Genomic DNA, 17,015 nt, shown 5'->3' on the forward strand with positions numbered 1-17,015 from the left:
GTCCGCGCGCACGATCGGGGGACTCTTCCGGCATGCGTTCGCTGAGCGAGCGCTGACGATGACCGACATGCGCACGACGATCGTCCGCTTGCTGTCCAGCATGGCCAGCACCAAGGAGATCCAGCAGTACCTCAAGCGCTTCTCGCAGCTCGACGCGGCGCGCTTCGCCGTGGTCAAGGTCGGTGGCGCGATCCTGCGCGACGAGCTCGACGCGCTGGTGTCGTCGCTCGCGTTCCTGCAGCAGGTCGGCCTCACGCCGATCGTCGTGCACGGCGCGGGCCCGCAGCTCGACGAGCGCATGCGCGAGGCCGGCATCGAGAAGCGCACGGTCGACAACCTGCGCGTGACCGACGCCGCCGTGCTCGCGGTCGTGCGCCAGGTCATGCGGCAGGAGAACCTGCGCCTGGTCGAGGCGTTGCAGGCGCAGGGCGTGCGCGCGACGTCGATCCAGTCGGGCGTGTTCGAGGCGGAGTTCCTCGACCGCGAGGTCTACGGTCTCGTCGGCAAGGTCGTGCGCATCGACACCGACGGCATCGAGGCGGCGATCAAGGTCGGCTCGATCCCGGTGATCGCCTCGCTCGCCGAGACGCGCGAGGGGCAGATCGTCAACGTCAATGCCGACTTCGCCGCGAACGAACTCGTCCAGGTGCTGCAGCCGTACAAGATCGTGTTCCTCACCGGCACCGGTGGCCTGCTCGACGAACAGGGCCGGCTCATCGATTCGATCAACCTCTCGACCGAGTACGAGCACCTGCTCGCGCAGCCGTGGATCAACGGCGGCATGTGCGTGAAGCTCGAACAGATCAAGGACCTGCTCGACGGCCTGCCGTTGTCGTCGTCGGTGTCGATCACGCGGCCTGCCGAGCTCGCCAAGGAACTGTTCACGCACAAGGGCTCGGGCACGCTCGTACGACGCGGCGAACGCGTACTGCGGGTGACGAACTGGGACGACCTCGATCGCGCGCGCCTCACGCGGCTGGTCGAATCCGCGTTCGGTCGCCGCCTGCTGCCCGACTACTTCGAGCGCACGCGGCTCCTGCGTGCCTACGTCAGCGAGAACTACCGCGCGGCGGTGATCCTCACCGAGGAGGGCGGGCAGGCCTATCTCGACAAGTTCGCCGTGCTCGACGAGGCGCAGGGCGAGGGCCTCGGGCGCGCGGTGTGGCAGGTCATGCGCGAAGAGACTCCGCGGCTGTTCTGGCGCTCGCGCCGCGGCAATGCGGTCAACCCGTTCTACTTCGCCGAAAGCGACGGCTGCATCAAGCTCGAGCACTGGAAGGTGTTCTGGTACGGCATCGACGGCTTGGACGCGATCGAACGCTGCGTCGAGCATTGCCGCGAACGCGCGCCGACGCTGGTCGATTGAAGCAGGGCAAGGGCAAAAAAGACTGAAACACGAAGGACACGAAGGACACGAAGGACACGAAGGAAGAGCAAAAATGAATGCAAGAACGGAAAGACGTCGCGATACGGTTCGTCGAATGCACTTGCCGGATGCTTTACTTCGTGTCCTTCGTGTCCTTCGTGGTTCAAGCTTTTCGGCTTTGGGTTGAAGCATGACGACTGCGAAAAAGACCATCGGTATCGTCGGCGCGCGCGGCCACACGGGGGCCGAGCTGATCCGGCTCGTCGCGGCGCATCCGGGCCTCGAACTCGCGTTCGTGTCGTCGCGCGAACTCGCGGGGCAGCCGGTGCGCGATCATGTCGCCGGGTACGACGCGGCGCTGCGCTACGAGAACCTTGCGCACGGGGAGGTCGCCGCGAAAGGCGTCGACGCGGTCGTGCTCGCGCTGCCGAACGGCAAGTCGGGCGAACTCGTCGGCGCGATCGATGCGGCGAGGCCCGACACCGTCGTGGTCGATCTTTCCGCCGACCATCGTTTCGACGAGCGCTGGTACTACGGACTGCCCGAACTCACGCGCGGCGCGTATGCGGGCCAACGCCGCATCAGCAACCCCGGCTGCTACGCGACCGCGATGCAGCTCGCAGTCGCGCCGCTCAAGGACGCGCTTGCCGCGCCGCCCGCGTGCTTCGGCGTGTCCGGCTACTCCGGCGCGGGCACGACGCCGTCCGACAGGAACGATCCGGCCAAGCTGCACGACAATCTCATGCCGTATGCGCTGACCGACCACGTGCACGAGCGCGAAGTGACGCGCCACCTCGGCGTGCCGGTCGAATTCATGCCGCACGTCGCGGCGCATTTCCGCGGCATCACGATGACGGTGAACCTCTGGCTCGCGCACGCGTCGACGCGCGAGGCGATCAAGGCGCGCTACGCTTCGTTCTACGAGGCCGAGCCGCTCGTGCGCATCGTCGACGAGGCGCCGTGGGTGAGCGCGATCGCGGGCAAGCATCATGCCGAGATCGGCGCGTTCGCGCTCGCGCCCGGTGGCAAGCGCGTCGTCGTCGTCGCGACGCTCGACAACCTGCTCAAGGGCGCGGCGACGCAGGCGTTGCAGAACGTCAACCTCGCGCTGGGCTTCGACGAGTGGACCGCGATCCCGCGACCGTGACGCGCGAAGCGCACCACGCCCGCCGATCGTCCACCTCACGGAGTACACCATGCGCCTTTCCCGCTACTTCCTGCCGACCCTGAAGGACAACCCTGCCGAGGCGCAGATCGCGTCGCACCGGCTCATGCTGCGCGCCGGCCTGGTTCGCCAGGAGGCGGCCGGCATCTACGCGTGGCTGCCGCTCGGCCTGCGCGTGCTCCAGCGCATCGAGCGCATCGTGCGCGAGGAACTCGACCGCGCCGGCGCGATCGAGCTGCTCATGCCGACGCTGCAGCTCGCCGACCTCTGGCGCGAGAGCGGCCGCTACGACGCCTACGGCCCGGAGATGCTGCGCATCCGCGATCGGCACGAGCGCGAGCTGCTGTACGGCCCGACCAACGAGGAGATGGTCACCGCGATCGTGCGTGCGGGCGTGAACTCGTGGCGCGAGCTGCCGCGCAACCTGTACCAGATCCAGTGGAAGTTCCGCGACGAGCAGCGCCCGCGCTTCGGCGTCATGCGCGGGCGCGAGTTCCTCATGAAGGACGGCTACTCGTTCGACCTCGACGAGGCCGGCGCGCGCCGCTCGTACCAGCGCATGTTCGTCGCCTACCTGCGCACGTTTGCGCGCCTCGGCGTGAAGGCGATCCCGATGCGCGCGGAGACCGGGCCGATCGGCGGCGACCTTTCGCACGAGTTCATCGTGCTCGCCGACACCGGCGAGTCCGAGGTGTACTGCGACCGCGCCGTGCTCGACCTCGCCGTGCCCGCTGCCGACGTCGATTACGGGGGCGACCTCGAGCCGGTGGTCCGCGCCTGGACGTCGCCGTACGCGGCGACATCGGACGTGCACGACCCCGCGCGCTACGAGGCCGAGGTGCCGGAGCCGCGGCGCCTGCACACGCGCGGCATCGAAGTCGGCCAGGTCTTCTACTTCGGCACCAAGTATTCGCAGCCGATGCGCGCGCAGGTGGCGATGCCGGACGGCAGCGCGCGCCTGCTGCACGGCGGCTCGTACGGCATCGGCGTGTCGCGCCTCGTAGGCGCGATCATCGAAGCCTGCCACGACGACGCGGGCATCGCCTGGCCCGAGCCGGTCGCACCGTTCGACGTCGGCGTCGTCGACGCGAAGGCGGGCGACGCGCAGACGGCGGCTGTTTGCGCGCAGCTCGTCGCGCGCCTCGAAGCGCACGGCGTCGACGTGCTGTGGGACGACACCGATGCTCGTGTGGGCGCGAAGTTCGCGAACATGGACCTGATCGGCCTGCCGTGGCAGCTCATCGTCGGCCCGCGAGGGCTCGCCGCGGGCACGGTCGAACTCAAGCACCGCGCAAGCGGCGAACGTTTCGAACTCGCGCCGGATCACGCGGTCGCGCGGCTCGCCGATGCACGCCCAGGGAGGATGACCGCATGAGCGACCTGCTCTGGAACAAGGCCGGCACGCGCACCGACGAGCGCATCATGCGCTTCCTCGCTGGCGACGACGTCGTGCTCGATCGCGAGTTCCTGCCCTGCGACATCGAGGCGAGCAAGGCGCACGTGGGCGGGCTCGAACGCATCGGCATCGTGACACCGGACGAGGCCGCCGCGCTCGTGCGCGAGCTCGACCAGCTCGCCGCGGATTTCGGCAGCGGCCGGTTCGTGCTCGATGCGCGCTACGAGGACGGCCATTCGGCGATCGAGGCGCGCCTCGTCGAGCGGCTCGGCGACGCCGGGCGCAAGGTGCACACCGGGCGCAGCCGCAACGACCAGATCCTCGTCGCGACGCGGCTGTGGCTGAAGGCGAAGCTCCGCGAACTGTTCGCGCATTGCGTCGACGCCGCGCGCGCCTGCCTCGACCGCGCTGCGGGCGAGGCGCTGCCGCTGCCCGGCTACACGCACCTGCAGCGCGCGGTCGTGTCCTCGACCGCGCTGTGGTACGCCGGTTTCGCCGAAGCGTTCATCGACGATGCGCGCCGCGCGCGCGACACGCTCGCGTGGATCGATGCGAACCCGCTCGGCACCGCGGCCGGCTACGGCGTCAACCTGCCGCTCGATCGCGCGCACACCACGCGTGCGCTCGGCTTCGCCCGAATGCAGCTCAATCCGGTCTACGCGCAGCTCTCGCGCGGCAAGTTCGAGATCGGCGCGCTCGACGCGCTGGCGAGCGCGCTGCTCGACCTGCGCCGGTTCGCCTGGGACCTGTCGCTGTTCACGACCGCCGAGTTCGACTTCGTGCGCCTGCCCGCCGAGTACACGACCGGCAGTTCGATCATGCCGAACAAGCGCAATCCGGACGTGGTCGAGCTCATGCGCGCGAGCTATGCATGCGCCGCGGCCGCGCGCACCGAGGTCGAGCAGCTGTTGTCGCTCCCCTCGGGGTACCAGCGCGACCTGCAATTCTCGAAGGGCGCGATCGTCCACGGTTTCCATCACGGCCTCGGAGCGCTCGCGCTGCTGCCGGACCTCGTCGCCCGCATGCAATGGCATGCGCCCGCGATGCGGGCCGCGATCGAGCCGTCGATGTACTCCACCGACGTCGCGATCGAGCAGGCCGCGGCCGGCGTGCCGTTCCGCGAAGCGTATCGTCGCGCGGCCGCCGCCGCCGACGAGGCGGGGCAGGGGCGCACGCCCGAGCAGAGTCTCGCCGCGCGCGTGTCCGCGGGCGCGGCCGCGGATCTGCGCCTCGCCGAGCTGAATGCACGCCTTGCTGAGCTCGCGCCCTGATGCACGCGGCGCGAGCGATGCGATAGGCTGTCCTGGGCCAACCCGACGCCCGGGCCACAACAAAGGAATGAAGGTCGATGCCGGCAACCTTGCCGCTTTCCGTGCAGGATCGCCTGCTCGTCGTCGCGCCGCATCCGGACGACGAGACGCTCGCCGCCGGCGAGCTCGTCCAGGCAGCGCTTGCCGCGGGCGCGACCGTGCGCGTGCTCTATGCGACCGACGGCGACAACAACCCGTGGCCGCAGCGCTGGATCGAGAAGCGCTGGCGCCTCGACGGAACGGCGCGCGAGCGTTGGGCGCAGCGTAGGCGCCAGGAGGCCGCGGTCGCGCTTGCCGCGCTCGCATCCGACCGCGCGATCGACGTGCGCCGCCTCGGCTGGCCCGACCAGGGACTCACCGACGCGCTCATGCGCGAAGACGCGTCCGTCGCAGCGCTGCGGGCCGAACTCGATGCGTTCGGCCCGACCCACGTGGTCATGCCGAGCCTCCACGATCGCCATCCCGATCACAGCGCGCTGCACGTGATGCTGGAACTCGCGCTGCTGCGTCGCGCGCGGCCGTGCCAGCGACTGACCTACCTGATCCACGCGCACGGCGAGGGCGGGGGCATCGCGTTGCCGCCGGACCCGGCGCGCCAGGCGCGCAAGCGCGCCGCGATGGAAGCCTACGTGAGCCAGCTTTCCCTGAGTCGCGGGCGCCTGCTCGCGCTGGCGGCGCGCATGGAATGCTTCGTGCCGATCGATGCGCCGGCCGCGCGCGAGCACGAGTGCCTTTACGTGCAGCGGCCCCGCGCGACGCATTGGCGCGCACACGATTTCCTGCTCGTGCTCGCGAGCGGCGAGCGCACGCTGCGCATCCGTGCGCGCGTGCCGCGGGGCACGCGCATGCTCGCGCTCGAGGCGGGAGACTGCGCGTTGCATGCGCGCGTCGGCGCCGACGCGATCGAGATCGCGTTGCCGCCGGGGCTGCGCACGAGCGTCGCCTGGACCAAATGGCATCGCAGCGGCGCACGCGTGGTCGTGTTCGACCGCACCCCATGGCGCGACGTCGACGCGATGGCCGGCAGCGCGCCCCGGCCCATCGATGCGCGCGTCGCCGCGGGACTCGGCTGAGTGTCGGCTGCGGATGTGCAGGACCTGCGCGAATCGATCGTGCCGGTCGTCGCGGCCGACGGCGCTCGCGCGGAACTCATGCTCGTCGAACCGGTGGTGTCCGCGCGCGAGATCATGCTCTGGCTGCCGGCGCTGGGCGTCGCCGCCCGCAACTACCTGCCGTTCGCGCGCGCACTGGCTTCGCACGGTGTCGCCGTTGCGCTGCACGAATGGCGCGGCGCGGGGTCGAGCAGCGTCCGCGCGGGACGCACGGCCGACTGGGGCTATCGCGCCCTGTTGCTCGCCGACATTCCCGCGAGCCTCGCGGCCGTGCGCGAACGACACGCGACGGCGCGGCTCCGCATCGGCGGCCACAGCCTGGGCGGCCAGCTCGCGGCGCTCACGCTCGCGCTCGCGCCGACGGGTGTCGCCGGCCTCGTGCTCGTCGCGAGCGGTTCGCCCTACTGGCGTTGCTTCGGGCACGCGTGGCTGATCCGTGCCTTCTACGCGGCGGTTCCAGCGATCGCGGCGACGCGCGGGTACTTCCCGGGACGCTCGCTCGGCTTCGGTGGGCGCGAAGCGCGCGGCGTGATGGCGGACTGGTCGCGCAGCGGCCGGACGGGCCGCTACGCGGCAGCAGGGATCGGCGCGGACCTCGAGGCCTGCCTCGCCCGCATCACGTCGCCCGTGATCGCGTTGCGCTTCGCGGACGACTGGCTCGGCCCCGCGGCGTCGCTGGAGTGGCTCCTCCGCAAGCTTCCTGCTGCGCCGCAGGAGACGATTCTCCTTGGCCGGAGCGACCTGGGTGGCGTTGCTGCGGACCATTTCTCGTGGCTGAATTCGCCACGAAAGGTCGCGCAAGCCATTATCGAAAATCAAACATAAACATATAGTTACGATATATTCCTGCTACATCAACATCGATTATTCAGCCACCCGATAACGGAAAATTACCCGGATCTGCGGCATAATACGGGGTCACCTTACTGCCCGTGCGCTTTTGCGGTGCACCGTGCGCCCGCCGGGTCGATCGCGATCCGCGCCACTTCGTTCCGGAGGTAATCCATCCATGACCTACGACATCGGCATCGGACGCTGCGCCGAAGTGCTCGACGACACCGTCGTCGTCAAGCTGGACAGCGTCATGGTCGAGCGCTTGCAGCCCGGCCATCCGTGGCAGCGCCCCGGCACGAGTCTGTTGCGGCTCAAGCGCAACCTCTGCAGCACGACGCGCCCGCCGCAGCCGGATCGCGAGGTGTTCCTCGATCGCGCGGCGTTGAGCAAGCGCACGATGGGCGCGCTCGACATCGCGGGCAACGGTTCCACCGTGTCCGTCGACCTGCGCGCGCTGCTCAACAACCTCGATCCGCAACCGTCGCCCGGACCGCAGACGAAGAGCCGTATCGGCGATCGCAAGCGCTGACGCGCCGGCGCGCACGCACGCATGAAACGAACCCGGCGCAAGCCGGGTTTTTTTTCGTGCGCGCGAACGCGGCCACCGTGTTCCGCGATGGCAGGTCCATCGCATGCCTGGCGGCGCGCGTGAACCTGCGCTGTCGTTCACCGGGCGGTGTTCAGTGCGAGTCCCGCGCTCGCGCCGCATCCTGCAGGTGCCTAGCGATTGCGCGGGCTTCGAACGGAGATACACGATGAACCAGAATCAGAACGATCAGGGCCGTACCCGCGACACCGACGCCGAGCGCGACACTCGCCGCGACGCGCCCGGCTACAAGGACGAGAACCAGCGCCAGACGCAGCGCCAGGACCAGGAAGGCGGGCGCAACGGCGGCATGGACGCGGACGGAAACGAGCGCGACACGCAGGAGCCGCGCGGCGACGAGCGCAAGGACCACTGACGGCTGCGCGGGGGAGGTCACGGCCTCCCTCGCGCCGCGCGACGGCGAGCGGCATGAAGCGCAGCCGGGCGCGCGCATCCATTCGACGACATTGCACAGGGGGTGGTCATGCCAAGACGAACGACGCACGCGCGCGCTGTCGCGGACATCGCCGAGCTCGCCTTTCTCGTTCCCGTCGTCGTCGCGCAACGCACCTTGCGTGCGACGCAGCAGCGCGACCAGAAGGCGAACGCCCGCGAAGCGCGGCGCATGCTCACCGAGAAGGTCGGCGCGACGACCGAGGCGATGTTCGCGATCGCCGCATCCGCCGTGCGCGCGCAGATCGAACTCGCGGCGCTGTTTGCGCGAGGGTGGATGCCGGGCACGGCGAGCATGGCCGCGTTCATGCGCGCGTCGACGGCGGATCTGTCCGCGAAGGCCGTCGCGCCGTACCTGCGCAAGGCGCGCTCCAATGCACGGCGGCTCGCACGCTAGCCGCCTCCGGTGGAAAGGCGGCGCGGTTCCGTCGCCATGCGGTCGCCGGGTTCGAGGTACTGCGCCCCCGCGACGACCCTGAAGCCGGCGAGGTTGCTCGCGGCGAGCTCCTCCAGTGCGGCGCGCGCGTTTCGCGCCGCATGCGCGGCGCCGAGCGAGAAGTCCGCATACACGTCGAGCCAGACGTAGCCGCGCGGCGAGATCGGACACGCGACGAAACGGAACTCGTTCGTGTCCGCGCGCATGGGCGGCGGCCGCGCCGCGCGCTCTTCGAGTTCGATCGTGGCGACGACGATCCACGCGTCGCCGAGCGCGGTAGGGATGTGCATGGCAGAGGTCCGATGACCCGCGCGATCGAGGCGGGATGGGAAGGCATCTACCGGGGAACGAGCGGGCGTAGCTCATGGCGCGACGAAGCCCGTGATCGGGGCGCCCCGTCGCTTCGCACCTGGGCAGGAGAGGTTGCAGCAATCCACCTTACGCCGCGTGGATGACCACGTCCCATGACAATTGCCCCGGGCGCGGCACGGCATGCGTACCGTCGCGCCGGGCGCTCGACGCCCGCGAGCGTTCAGCCCGCGAACCGCTCCGGATCATGGCCGTAGGTGTACTCGTGCTCGATCGAGCCATCCGCGCGATGCACCACGAGCTGCGCATCCTGGCCGACTTCCTGGAGCTCGCGGCCCCGTTTCGTTCCCGCGGCTTCCGCCTCGGCCTTGGTGTCGAAGGCGCCGATCGTCCGGCCCTTCGCCTGCAGGTGCCAGCGCCCGTCGGCGTTCCTGTGCACCAGGTGCATCACGTATCGATGGATCACGGCCGGTCTCCGCTCGTGCTGGTGAGCGCAGGACAGCAGGCGCCGTCTGAATCCGCGCCGACGTCGGCGCGAGGCGTTCATCGTCGCGACACCTGAGACGGTCGCGACGATCATCGCCGCATGCACACGATCGCTGACATCAAGGCGCACTTCGCCGCGGGCGCCGAGACGGTCACGCTGACGAAGGCCGAATGGGACGCGGTCTGCGACGTCGTGCGCGCGTACTGCGCGACGGGCAAGGAGAGAAGCGCTGCGGTTCGCGAGGCCGAACGCGTCAAGCGCGTCGCGCGACCCGTCTGGCGCGCATGCGCGCAGGTGTCCGAGCGGATGCGGCGCGCGCTCTCGCGCGCGCCGCTCGCGGTGCGTGCCGATCTCGTCGCCGACTGGGAAATGCGCCTGCGTCACGCGATGACGGTCGACTGGCAGGACCTGCCACCCGGGCACCCCGGGCGGTGGTCGCGCGCACGCTGACCATCGCCGGTTCAGGCCGCCACGCTATGCTGGACTCCCCCGGATGCGCGACGACTCCGATGTGCTATTCCGCCCAGATCTGGCAAAGCTACCGGCGCTACGTGCGTGCGTGGGGCGCGGACATCTCGATCGAACAGTTCGTCGAACTCTACTTTCTGCGTTCGCAGGATCCGAAAGTGCGCATCGCGAAAGCGATGGACGCGTCGTTCGCCGAGCCCGCCAACGACGCGGAACGGCGCATCAAGGCGTTGATCGACCGCTTCGACGCCGAGCAGGAAACGCGGCTCACGCAGGAACTGTTCGCGCAGCGCAAACGTCTCGCGGACGCCGAGCGCACGCTGCAGTCGAAGACGACGAAGAAGGCATTGGAGGACCGTCGCATCGCGACGTCGAAGATCGATTGGGCGCTCGGCAAGCTCGCGGCGCTGCGCCGCGTCGAGCCGGTCGACGAGGACTCGCGCATCTTCCCCGGCTGGTATGCGCCCGTGATGGTGTGGGAGGACGGCCGCCGCGTCGTCAAGCCGATGCGCTACCAGTGCCGACCCGCCGGCGCGCCCGCGTTCTACGACACGAAGTTCCCGGGTACGTACAACGCGCGCAGGGACAATCTCGAAGGGAATTTCTGGAAGAACCTGTTCGGTCGCACGCACGGCATCATGGTCGCGAATGCATTCTTCGAGAACGTGAGCCGGCATGCGATGGAGCACCGCGAACTCGCGCCCGGCGAAAAGGACGAGAACGTCGTGCTCGAGTTCCGTCCGCGGCCGACGCAGGACATGCTCGTCGCGTGCCTGTGGTCGAAGTGGGAGGGCGAGGGCGGAACGCTGCTGTCGTTCGCTGCGATCACCGACGAGCCGCCGCCGGAGGTGGCCGCGGCGGGCCACGATCGTTGCATCATCCCGATCAAGCCCGGAAACGTCGACGCCTGGCTGCGCGCGGACCCGCGCGACCTCGCGGGCGCCTATGCGATCCTCGACGACCGCGCGCGACCGTACTACGAGCATCGTCTCGCCGCGTAGGCGCGAGCACCCTGCCATGAAGATCGCGACGTTCAACGTCAACGGCATCCGCTCGCGCCTCGCCAACCTGCTGCACTGGCTCGGGCGCGAGGAACCCGATGTCGTCTGCCTGCAGGAGCTGAAGGCGCCCGACGCGATGTTCCCGCACAAGGACCTCGCCGAAGCAGGCTACGAGTCGGTGTGGATCGGCCAGAGCGCATGGAATGGCGTCGCTATCCTCGCGCGCGGCGTGCGCCCGGTCGTGAGCCGGCGCGGATTGCCCGGCGATCCGTCGGACACGCAGAGCCGCTATCTCGAGGCCGCCGTCGACGGCATCATGATCGGCTGCCTGTACCTGCCGAACGGCAATCCGCAGCCCGGCCCGAAGTTCGACTACAAGCTCGCATGGTTCGAACGGCTCATCGCGCACGCCTCGTCGCTCGCCGCGAGCCCGCACCCGTTCGTGCTCGCCGGCGACTTCAACGTCGTGCCGACCGACTTCGACATCTACAACACGCGCTCGTGGCTCAAGGACGCGCTGCTGCAGCCCGAGTCGCGCGCGTGCTACGCGAAACTGCTCGCGCAGGGCTGGGTCGACGCGCTGCGCACGCTGCATCCCGACGAGCGCATCTACACGTTCTGGGACTACTTCCGCCGCCACTGGGACACCGACTCGGGACTGCGCATCGACCATCTGCTCCTCAACGCGCCGCTCGCACCGCGCCTTGCCGCTGCAGGCGTCGACCGATGGGTGCGTGGGGAGAAGGGCGCGAGCGACCATGCGCCGACGTGGATCGTGCTCGACGATGCGCCGTCGGCGCGCAAGGCACGCCGCGTACGCGCGTCGGCCTCACCCCGACGCGTGCGCACGACCGCGCAGCGGTGACCCGCACTGCGACGTTCTGCCGTCGCTCGCCCGTGCGGGCATGTCGAGCCGAACGCTTCGCCCGTGCAACGGGTCGACGCGTGCTGCGCTCCGCGTTCTCTCCGGCGCACATGCGGCGACGAATCGGTTGCTGCGGCGATGCGGCATCCGTTGGCTTCGAGCAGCCGCACGCATGGGGTCATGCACGCCATGCGGCGGGGCCGCACGCGTGGTCCACGGCTGCGCCGCGCTAGCCCCGACACATCGCGGCATTCTGCAGCGGCGCACGAGGCACTCCGTGGCGCAACCGGAAGGGCTCGAGCTCGCCACCTTGCACGGGTCTACGGGTACGACCACGGACGACGGTCCGGCCCGATCGGCCATGTTCCGCGCGGAGAACCCCAGGCCAACGGCCACCTGTGACGCGAATACGCCCACGCGACGTGACTCGCGCAACGCGCCTCCGGGTTTCCGGGCAGTTCAGCGCGTGCGCCTGCCTCTTTCGTGGGAGGTGTTCGCGAGACTTCCGAGCGGTGTCCGCTCCGATCCGGTTGCTTACTCTCGATATCGCCGAGAGAAGTTCGCTTCAAAGCAAGCGCGCCCGCCGCGGTCGCTGGACCACTGGAGATACGCATGTCGCCGACGCCCGATCAGTCCACGGGAATGACCCGCCGGGAGCTTCTCATCGGCGCCGCCGGCGCAGCGGCCCTGGCCGCCGGCGCCATGACCCTTCCTGCAACCGCGATGGCCGGTTCGGCGGGCGCACTCCCATCTTCCACGGACACGAGAGGATCACCGCACATGAGCATGATCAAAGCGAAAGACGGTACGCAGCTCTATTACAAGGATTGGGGCACGGGACCTGTGGTCACGTTCTCCCACGGTTGGCCTCTCAGTGGGGATGCATGGGACGGGCAACTGCTGTTTCTGGTGCAGAACGGCTACCGCGTGATTGCTCACGACAGGCGGGGCCATGGTCGATCGGAGCAGGCGTCCAACAACAACGACATGAACGGATACGCCGACGACTTGGCCGCGGTCGTCGAAGCACTCGATCTCAAGGACGCTACGCTCGTCGGCCACTCGACCGGGGGTGGCGAGGTCGCCCGGTATATCGGCCGACACGGAACCAAGCGCGTCAAGAAGGCGGTGCTCATCGCGGCCGTACCTCCGGTCATGGTGCAGTCGCCGGCGAACCCCGAGGGTTTGCCCATCGAAGTATTCAATACGCTGCGCGCGGACCTCACCAGGGACCCTTCGCAGTTCTACAAGAATCTCGCCGTGCAGTTCTACGGCGCCAATCGTTCCGGCGCGAACGTCTCGCAGGGCGTGCTGGATCAGTTCTGGCTCTGGAGCATGCAGAGCGGGCTGAAGAACGCCTACGAAAGCATCAAGGCGTTCTCCGAGACCGATTTCACGCAAGATCTCGGCAAGTTCGACGTGCCGACCCTCGTGATGCACGGCGAAGACGACCAGATCGTGCCGGTCAAGGATTCGGCCCACAAGTCGGCGAAGCTCATCAAGGGCGCCAAGGAAATCTACTACCCCGGCGCACCCCACGGCCTGACCGCGACGCACAAGGACAAGGTCAATGCCGACTTGCTCGCATTCATCCAGGCGAAGTGATGCAAGAGGCAGCGCGCGTTCGCGCTGCCCTTCGCTGGATGATGGTCGTTGACTCCCGCATGGCCCGACCGTGGAATCGATATGAACCTCGCACAAAGGGTGCTCCTGATCATGACGACTTCAACGCTTACCGCGACGCTTGCGGCCGCCCAGTCGGCACGCGAGATCAGGGGGCCTTCGCCCCTGGTCGCCATCGAGGACGAGGCGCCGCCCGTCCTCGTCGTCGACCCGCCTCTTGCCGAGCCGTTGTCGCGTGGGCTCGTCTTTGTCCAGTACCGCGCGCAGAATCTGCGAGTCGTTCCCGTATTCGGAGCAGGCGCGCTTTCCGTGTCGCCACGCATTGGCCATGTGCACATCACCGTGGACGACGCGCCGTGGCATTTCGTCGACACGAGCGGCGAGACCATCGTCGTCGTGGGCCTCGCGCCGGGGCCCCATCGGATCCTCGTCGAGCTCGCAGACCCCGCGCACAAGGTGATCACCAGCCGGACGGTCAGGTTCGTCGTCCCCGATATCTCGAAATCGTAGTCGTCCGCGTGACGCGGTCGATCCCGGCTCCACGAACCCATCCAGGTATTTGCATCGATGATCGATTCGCCCTACAGCAATATTCACTCGACCAAGCATCTCGGTCGCGTCGCACTCGTCACCGGCGGTAGTTCGGGGATTGGGTTGGCGACCGCAATGAGGCTCGCCCGGGAAGGTGCGCGCGTCTACGTCACCGGAAGGCGACAGGCGGAACTGGACCGGTCGGTCGCCGAGATCGGCCACGATGCGAAGGGACTCCAGGGCGACATCGCGAGCATGGCGGATCTGGATCGCATCTTTTCGGCTGTCGCGGCGGACGCAGGGCGACTGGATATCCTTTTTGCCAACGCCGGTGGCGGCGAATTCTCGCCTCTGGGATCCATCACGGAAGCCCAGTTCGACAAGTATTTCAACATCAACGTCAAAGGGACGCTGTTCACTGTTCAAAAGGCATTGCCCCTCATGTCCTCCGGCAGCGCGATCGTGATCAACGGCTCGATTGCCGCCATCAAAGGGTTGCCTGCATTCGGCATCTATGCGGCGACCAAGGCGGCGCTTCGTTCGTTCGCCCGCACATGGGCCACCGACCTCAAGGGCCGGGGCATCCGCGTAAACGTCGTCGCTCCTGGGACCGTCGTTACGCCAGCCTACAAGTCGGAGCTCGGTCTCGATGACGCGCAGATTGCGGAATTCGTGAGGCAAGTGGCCGAGATCGCGCCGCTCGGGCGCACGGGAACACCGGACGAAATTGCCAAGGCCGTCTCGTTTCTCGCGTCTGACGACGCGAGCTTCATCACGGGGACGGAGCTCTTCGTCGATGGAGGGCAGGCGCAGGTCTGACCGGGGCGACCCGTCGCCCCGTGGCGGCAACCCATGGCAGGAGATTCTCGAGGCGTTACCCCATCGATGCTCTTCTCGAAGTCGACTTGGGGCCAATGCTTGGAACCGAGTCCTGCCGCACGAGGGTGCGGTCGCGGCTCGGCACCTGACCTGGTCGCCAACCATGGCCTGGGCGTAATGACCCAGTCTCGATGGTGAAGCTGTGCCGGTAGTTCGGCGTGGCCCGCCATTCGATGTATTACCGGTCGACGAAGGCGCCCCGAAGACGAAGGCGCGCGGCGGTCGATGTGCAGGACCGTCGCAGGACGCAACGAAAAAGGCCGCCCGTGTGGGGCGGCCTTTTTCGTTCAAAGAGTTGGTCGGGGTGACAGGATTCGAACTTGCGACTTCTACCTCCCGAAGGTAGCGCTCTACCAGGCTGAGCTACACCCCGACCGGGACCCGCCGTGGCGGGGCCGCGAATTCTAAACGACCGCCCGCGCAGGGTGCAACCATCGCCGGGCGCGCGTTCATCCGGCGGCTCAGCCGCGCAGGCGCGTGTAGACGTGGTCGCGGGTGCCGGCCCTGCTGTGGCAGGCGAGGCAGGCGCTGGCGGCCGAGTCACCGACGAGCGCGCGCGAGCGGTCGCCGGCCTCGAAGTTTTCGAAACCCCACCCCGCGGTCGCCGCGTAGCGCACCGTGTCCTTGACCATCACGCCGAGCATCCTGCGCTGCCCTTCGGTGAGTGCATGGTCGGCGTCGCGCGCCTCGAGCGTGTCGTAGACGAGCACGGCGCCGTCCGGGAACGCGCCGCTGCGGTAGCCTACGAGCGCGAGCGCATTGGCGTACGTGTGGTTGATGCCGCCGAGCACGGCGTAGAACGGGTGGCCCGGCCGGATCACGGTCGTCGACACGTGATGCCAGTCGCGGTAGCCGTCCGGATAGGGCACCGACGCCGACGATGCGGCGAGCCCGAGCGCGAGCAGCAAGGGATGATCGAGGGTCATGCGGCCTCCATGGTGTTGCGGCGATGCTAATGGCGCCCCGGGCGTTCGCAGGCCGGCGGCTTGCGCGCATCCGCCCACATTCCTGCGCGACCGCGAGCGGCGAAAAGCCGCCATCTGCTACGCTATTCGTTTCGCGACGCCGCGCGTCGCCGCCCCGCCGTACCGAGGATTCCATGGCTGTCACGCAAGCCCGTACCATGCCCGGCGTGCTCGAGCTGTTGCCGCTCGACCAGGTCGCCTTCCAGTCCATGCTCGATGCGGTGCGCCGCAACTTCGAGCGCTTCGGTTTCCTGCCGATCGAGACGCCGGTGATGGAGTTCTCGAGCGTGCTGCTCACGAAGGAAGGCGGCGAGACCGAGCGGCAGGTCTATTTCGTGCAGTCGACCGGTGCACTGCAGGCCGCGAAAGAGGGCGAGGTGCCCGAACTCGCGCTGCGCTTCGACCTCACCGTGCCGCTCGCGCGCTACGTCGCCGAGCACGAGCACGACCTCGTGTTTCCGTTCCGCCGCTACCAGATCCAGCGCGTCTATCGCGGCGAGCGCGCGCAGCGCGGTCGCTTCCGCGAGTTCTACCAGTGCGACATCGACGTGATCGGCAAGGACGCGCTGTCGGTGCGCCATGACGCCGAGCTGCCCGCGGTCATCTACAACGTGTTCCGCGACCTCGACATCGGCCCGTTCACGATCCAGGTCAACAACCGCAAGCTCATGCGGGGCTGGCTCGAGGGGCTCGGCCTCGCGGACGCGGAACGGCAGGCGGCGGTGCTGCGCGAGGTCGACAAGCTCGACAAGCGCGGCGTCGACGCCGTGCGCGAGACGCTCACGGGCGACGCGTTCGGTCTTTCCACCGACGCGGTCGGCAAGCTGCTCGACTTCGTCGCGTTCCGCTCGGCCTCGCTCGCCGATGCGCTCGCCAAGCTCGACGCACTCGGGCCCGGCAGCGAGGCGCTCGAGCAGGGCCGCGCCGAACTCGTCGAGGTGCTGGGCCTCATCAAGGCGTTCGGCGTGCCGGAATCGCACTACGCGCTGAACCTCTCGATCGCGCGCGGGCTCGACTACTACACGGGTACCGTCTACGAGACGACGCTCGACGAACACCCGCAGATCGGCTCGATCTGCTCGGGCGGCCGTTACGAGAACCTCGCGAGCCACTACACGAAGTCGAAGCTGCCCGGCGTCGGCATCTCGATCGGCGCGACGCGCCTGTACTGGCAGTTGCGCGAAGCGGGCCTGCTCAAGGGCGGTCGCAGCACGGTGCAGGCGCTCGTC

At 68.6% G+C, this 17,015-nt stretch carries 19 protein-coding genes and 1 tRNA gene; 16 read left to right on the forward strand and 4 right to left on the reverse strand.

The features are described 5' to 3' along the window. The first annotated feature begins 58 nt into the window (after nt 1–58). The 9 genes from VI238_RS03995 (at nt 59) to VI238_RS04035 (ending at nt 8,619) form a co-directional block, all read left to right on the forward strand. On the forward strand, nt 59–1,366 hold the full coding sequence (locus VI238_RS03995) for an acetylglutamate kinase (RefSeq protein WP_331648688.1): 1,308 nt from the start codon (nt 59–61) through the stop codon (nt 1,364–1,366). A 190-nt stretch (nt 1,367–1,556) separates the two neighbouring features. Beyond that, nucleotides 1,557–2,513, forward strand: a complete 957-nt coding sequence (argC, locus tag VI238_RS04000; RefSeq protein WP_331648691.1) for an N-acetyl-gamma-glutamyl-phosphate reductase — start codon at nt 1,557–1,559, stop codon at nt 2,511–2,513. Between the two features lie 49 nt (nt 2,514–2,562). Next, nucleotides 2,563–3,906: a proline--tRNA ligase gene (gene proS, locus VI238_RS04005; protein WP_331648693.1), complete on the forward strand. Its 1,344-nt coding sequence runs from the start codon at nt 2,563–2,565 to the stop codon at nt 3,904–3,906. After that, nucleotides 3,903–5,198, forward strand: coding sequence for an argininosuccinate lyase (locus tag VI238_RS04010; protein WP_331648699.1), 1,296 nt, complete (start codon nt 3,903–3,905; stop codon nt 5,196–5,198). The genes proS and VI238_RS04010 overlap by 4 nt, the downstream gene beginning before the upstream one ends. A 77-nt stretch (nt 5,199–5,275) precedes the next feature. Beyond that, nucleotides 5,276–6,310 carry a PIG-L family deacetylase gene (locus VI238_RS04015; RefSeq protein WP_331648701.1) on the forward strand — a complete coding sequence of 345 codons (1,035 nt, stop codon included), beginning with the start codon at nt 5,276–5,278 and terminating at the stop codon, nt 6,308–6,310. Further along, the gene (locus VI238_RS04020) at nt 6,311–7,174 is read left to right on the forward strand and encodes an alpha/beta fold hydrolase (protein WP_331648703.1); all 864 of its coding nucleotides are present in this window, start codon (nt 6,311–6,313) and stop codon (nt 7,172–7,174) included. It begins immediately after the preceding gene. A 184-nt stretch (nt 7,175–7,358) separates the two neighbouring features. Further along, a complete protein-coding gene (locus tag VI238_RS04025; protein WP_331648705.1) occupies nt 7,359–7,712 on the forward strand; it encodes a hypothetical protein in 354 nt (117 codons plus the stop codon). Nucleotides 7,713–7,938: 226 nt separating this feature from the next. After that, a complete protein-coding gene (locus tag VI238_RS04030) occupies nt 7,939–8,145 on the forward strand; it encodes a hypothetical protein (protein ID WP_331648707.1) in 207 nt (68 codons plus the stop codon). Between the two features lie 108 nt (nt 8,146–8,253). After that, nucleotides 8,254–8,619 carry a hypothetical protein gene (locus VI238_RS04035; protein ID WP_331648709.1) on the forward strand — a complete coding sequence of 122 codons (366 nt, stop codon included), beginning with the start codon at nt 8,254–8,256 and terminating at the stop codon, nt 8,617–8,619. On the opposite strand, the gene VI238_RS04040 is transcribed toward VI238_RS04035, so the two are convergent. Then, entirely contained in the window at nt 8,616–8,948 is a 333-nt protein-coding gene (locus VI238_RS04040) for a hypothetical protein (RefSeq protein WP_331648711.1), read from the reverse strand. The two genes, VI238_RS04035 and VI238_RS04040, sit on opposite strands and share 4 nt — an antisense overlap. A 242-nt stretch (nt 8,949–9,190) precedes the next feature. After that, nucleotides 9,191–9,547, reverse strand: coding sequence for a DUF2188 domain-containing protein (locus tag VI238_RS04045; RefSeq protein ID WP_331648713.1), 357 nt, complete (start codon nt 9,545–9,547; stop codon nt 9,191–9,193). Nucleotides 9,548–9,553: 6 nt separating this feature from the next. Here VI238_RS04045 and VI238_RS04050 point away from each other — a divergent pair, with 6 nt between their 5' ends. From VI238_RS04050 to VI238_RS04075, 6 genes are all read left to right on the forward strand, one after another. Next, the gene (locus tag VI238_RS04050; RefSeq protein ID WP_331648715.1) at nt 9,554–9,904 is read left to right on the forward strand and encodes a hypothetical protein; all 351 of its coding nucleotides are present in this window, start codon (nt 9,554–9,556) and stop codon (nt 9,902–9,904) included. A gap of 59 nt (nt 9,905–9,963) precedes the next feature. Continuing rightward, complete coding sequence (locus VI238_RS04055) at nt 9,964–10,923, forward strand: SOS response-associated peptidase family protein (RefSeq protein WP_331648717.1); 960 nt, start codon at nt 9,964–9,966, stop codon at nt 10,921–10,923. A gap of 16 nt (nt 10,924–10,939) precedes the next feature. Next, the gene (gene xth / locus VI238_RS04060) at nt 10,940–11,788 is read left to right on the forward strand and encodes an exodeoxyribonuclease III (RefSeq protein WP_331648719.1); all 849 of its coding nucleotides are present in this window, start codon (nt 10,940–10,942) and stop codon (nt 11,786–11,788) included. A gap of 642 nt (nt 11,789–12,430) precedes the next feature. Then, entirely contained in the window at nt 12,431–13,393 is a 963-nt protein-coding gene (locus tag VI238_RS04065; RefSeq protein ID WP_414650026.1) for an alpha/beta fold hydrolase, read from the forward strand. Nucleotides 13,394–13,474: 81 nt separating this feature from the next. After that, on the forward strand, nt 13,475–13,921 hold the full coding sequence (locus VI238_RS04070; RefSeq protein ID WP_331648723.1) for a DUF6130 family protein: 447 nt from the start codon (nt 13,475–13,477) through the stop codon (nt 13,919–13,921). 57 nt (nt 13,922–13,978) lie between these two features. After that, the gene (locus VI238_RS04075) at nt 13,979–14,761 is read left to right on the forward strand and encodes a glucose 1-dehydrogenase (protein WP_331648725.1); all 783 of its coding nucleotides are present in this window, start codon (nt 13,979–13,981) and stop codon (nt 14,759–14,761) included. Between the two features lie 356 nt (nt 14,762–15,117). On the opposite strand, the gene VI238_RS04080 is transcribed toward VI238_RS04075, so the two are convergent. Together VI238_RS04080 and VI238_RS04085 are read right to left on the reverse strand one after the other, a co-directional pair. Beyond that, nucleotides 15,118–15,194, reverse strand: a tRNA-Pro gene (locus VI238_RS04080). A gap of 88 nt (nt 15,195–15,282) precedes the next feature. Further along, entirely contained in the window at nt 15,283–15,747 is a 465-nt protein-coding gene (locus VI238_RS04085) for a cytochrome P460 family protein (RefSeq protein ID WP_331648727.1), read from the reverse strand. Nucleotides 15,748–15,920: 173 nt separating this feature from the next. Here VI238_RS04085 and hisS point away from each other — a divergent pair. Further along, nucleotides 15,921–17,015: histidine--tRNA ligase (gene hisS, locus VI238_RS04090; protein WP_331648729.1), on the forward strand; the 1,095-nt coding region annotated here is incomplete at its 3' end.

This window comes from Dokdonella sp. (genome assembly GCF_036518555.1).
Classification (GTDB): Bacteria; Pseudomonadota; Gammaproteobacteria; order Xanthomonadales; family Rhodanobacteraceae; genus Dokdonella_A.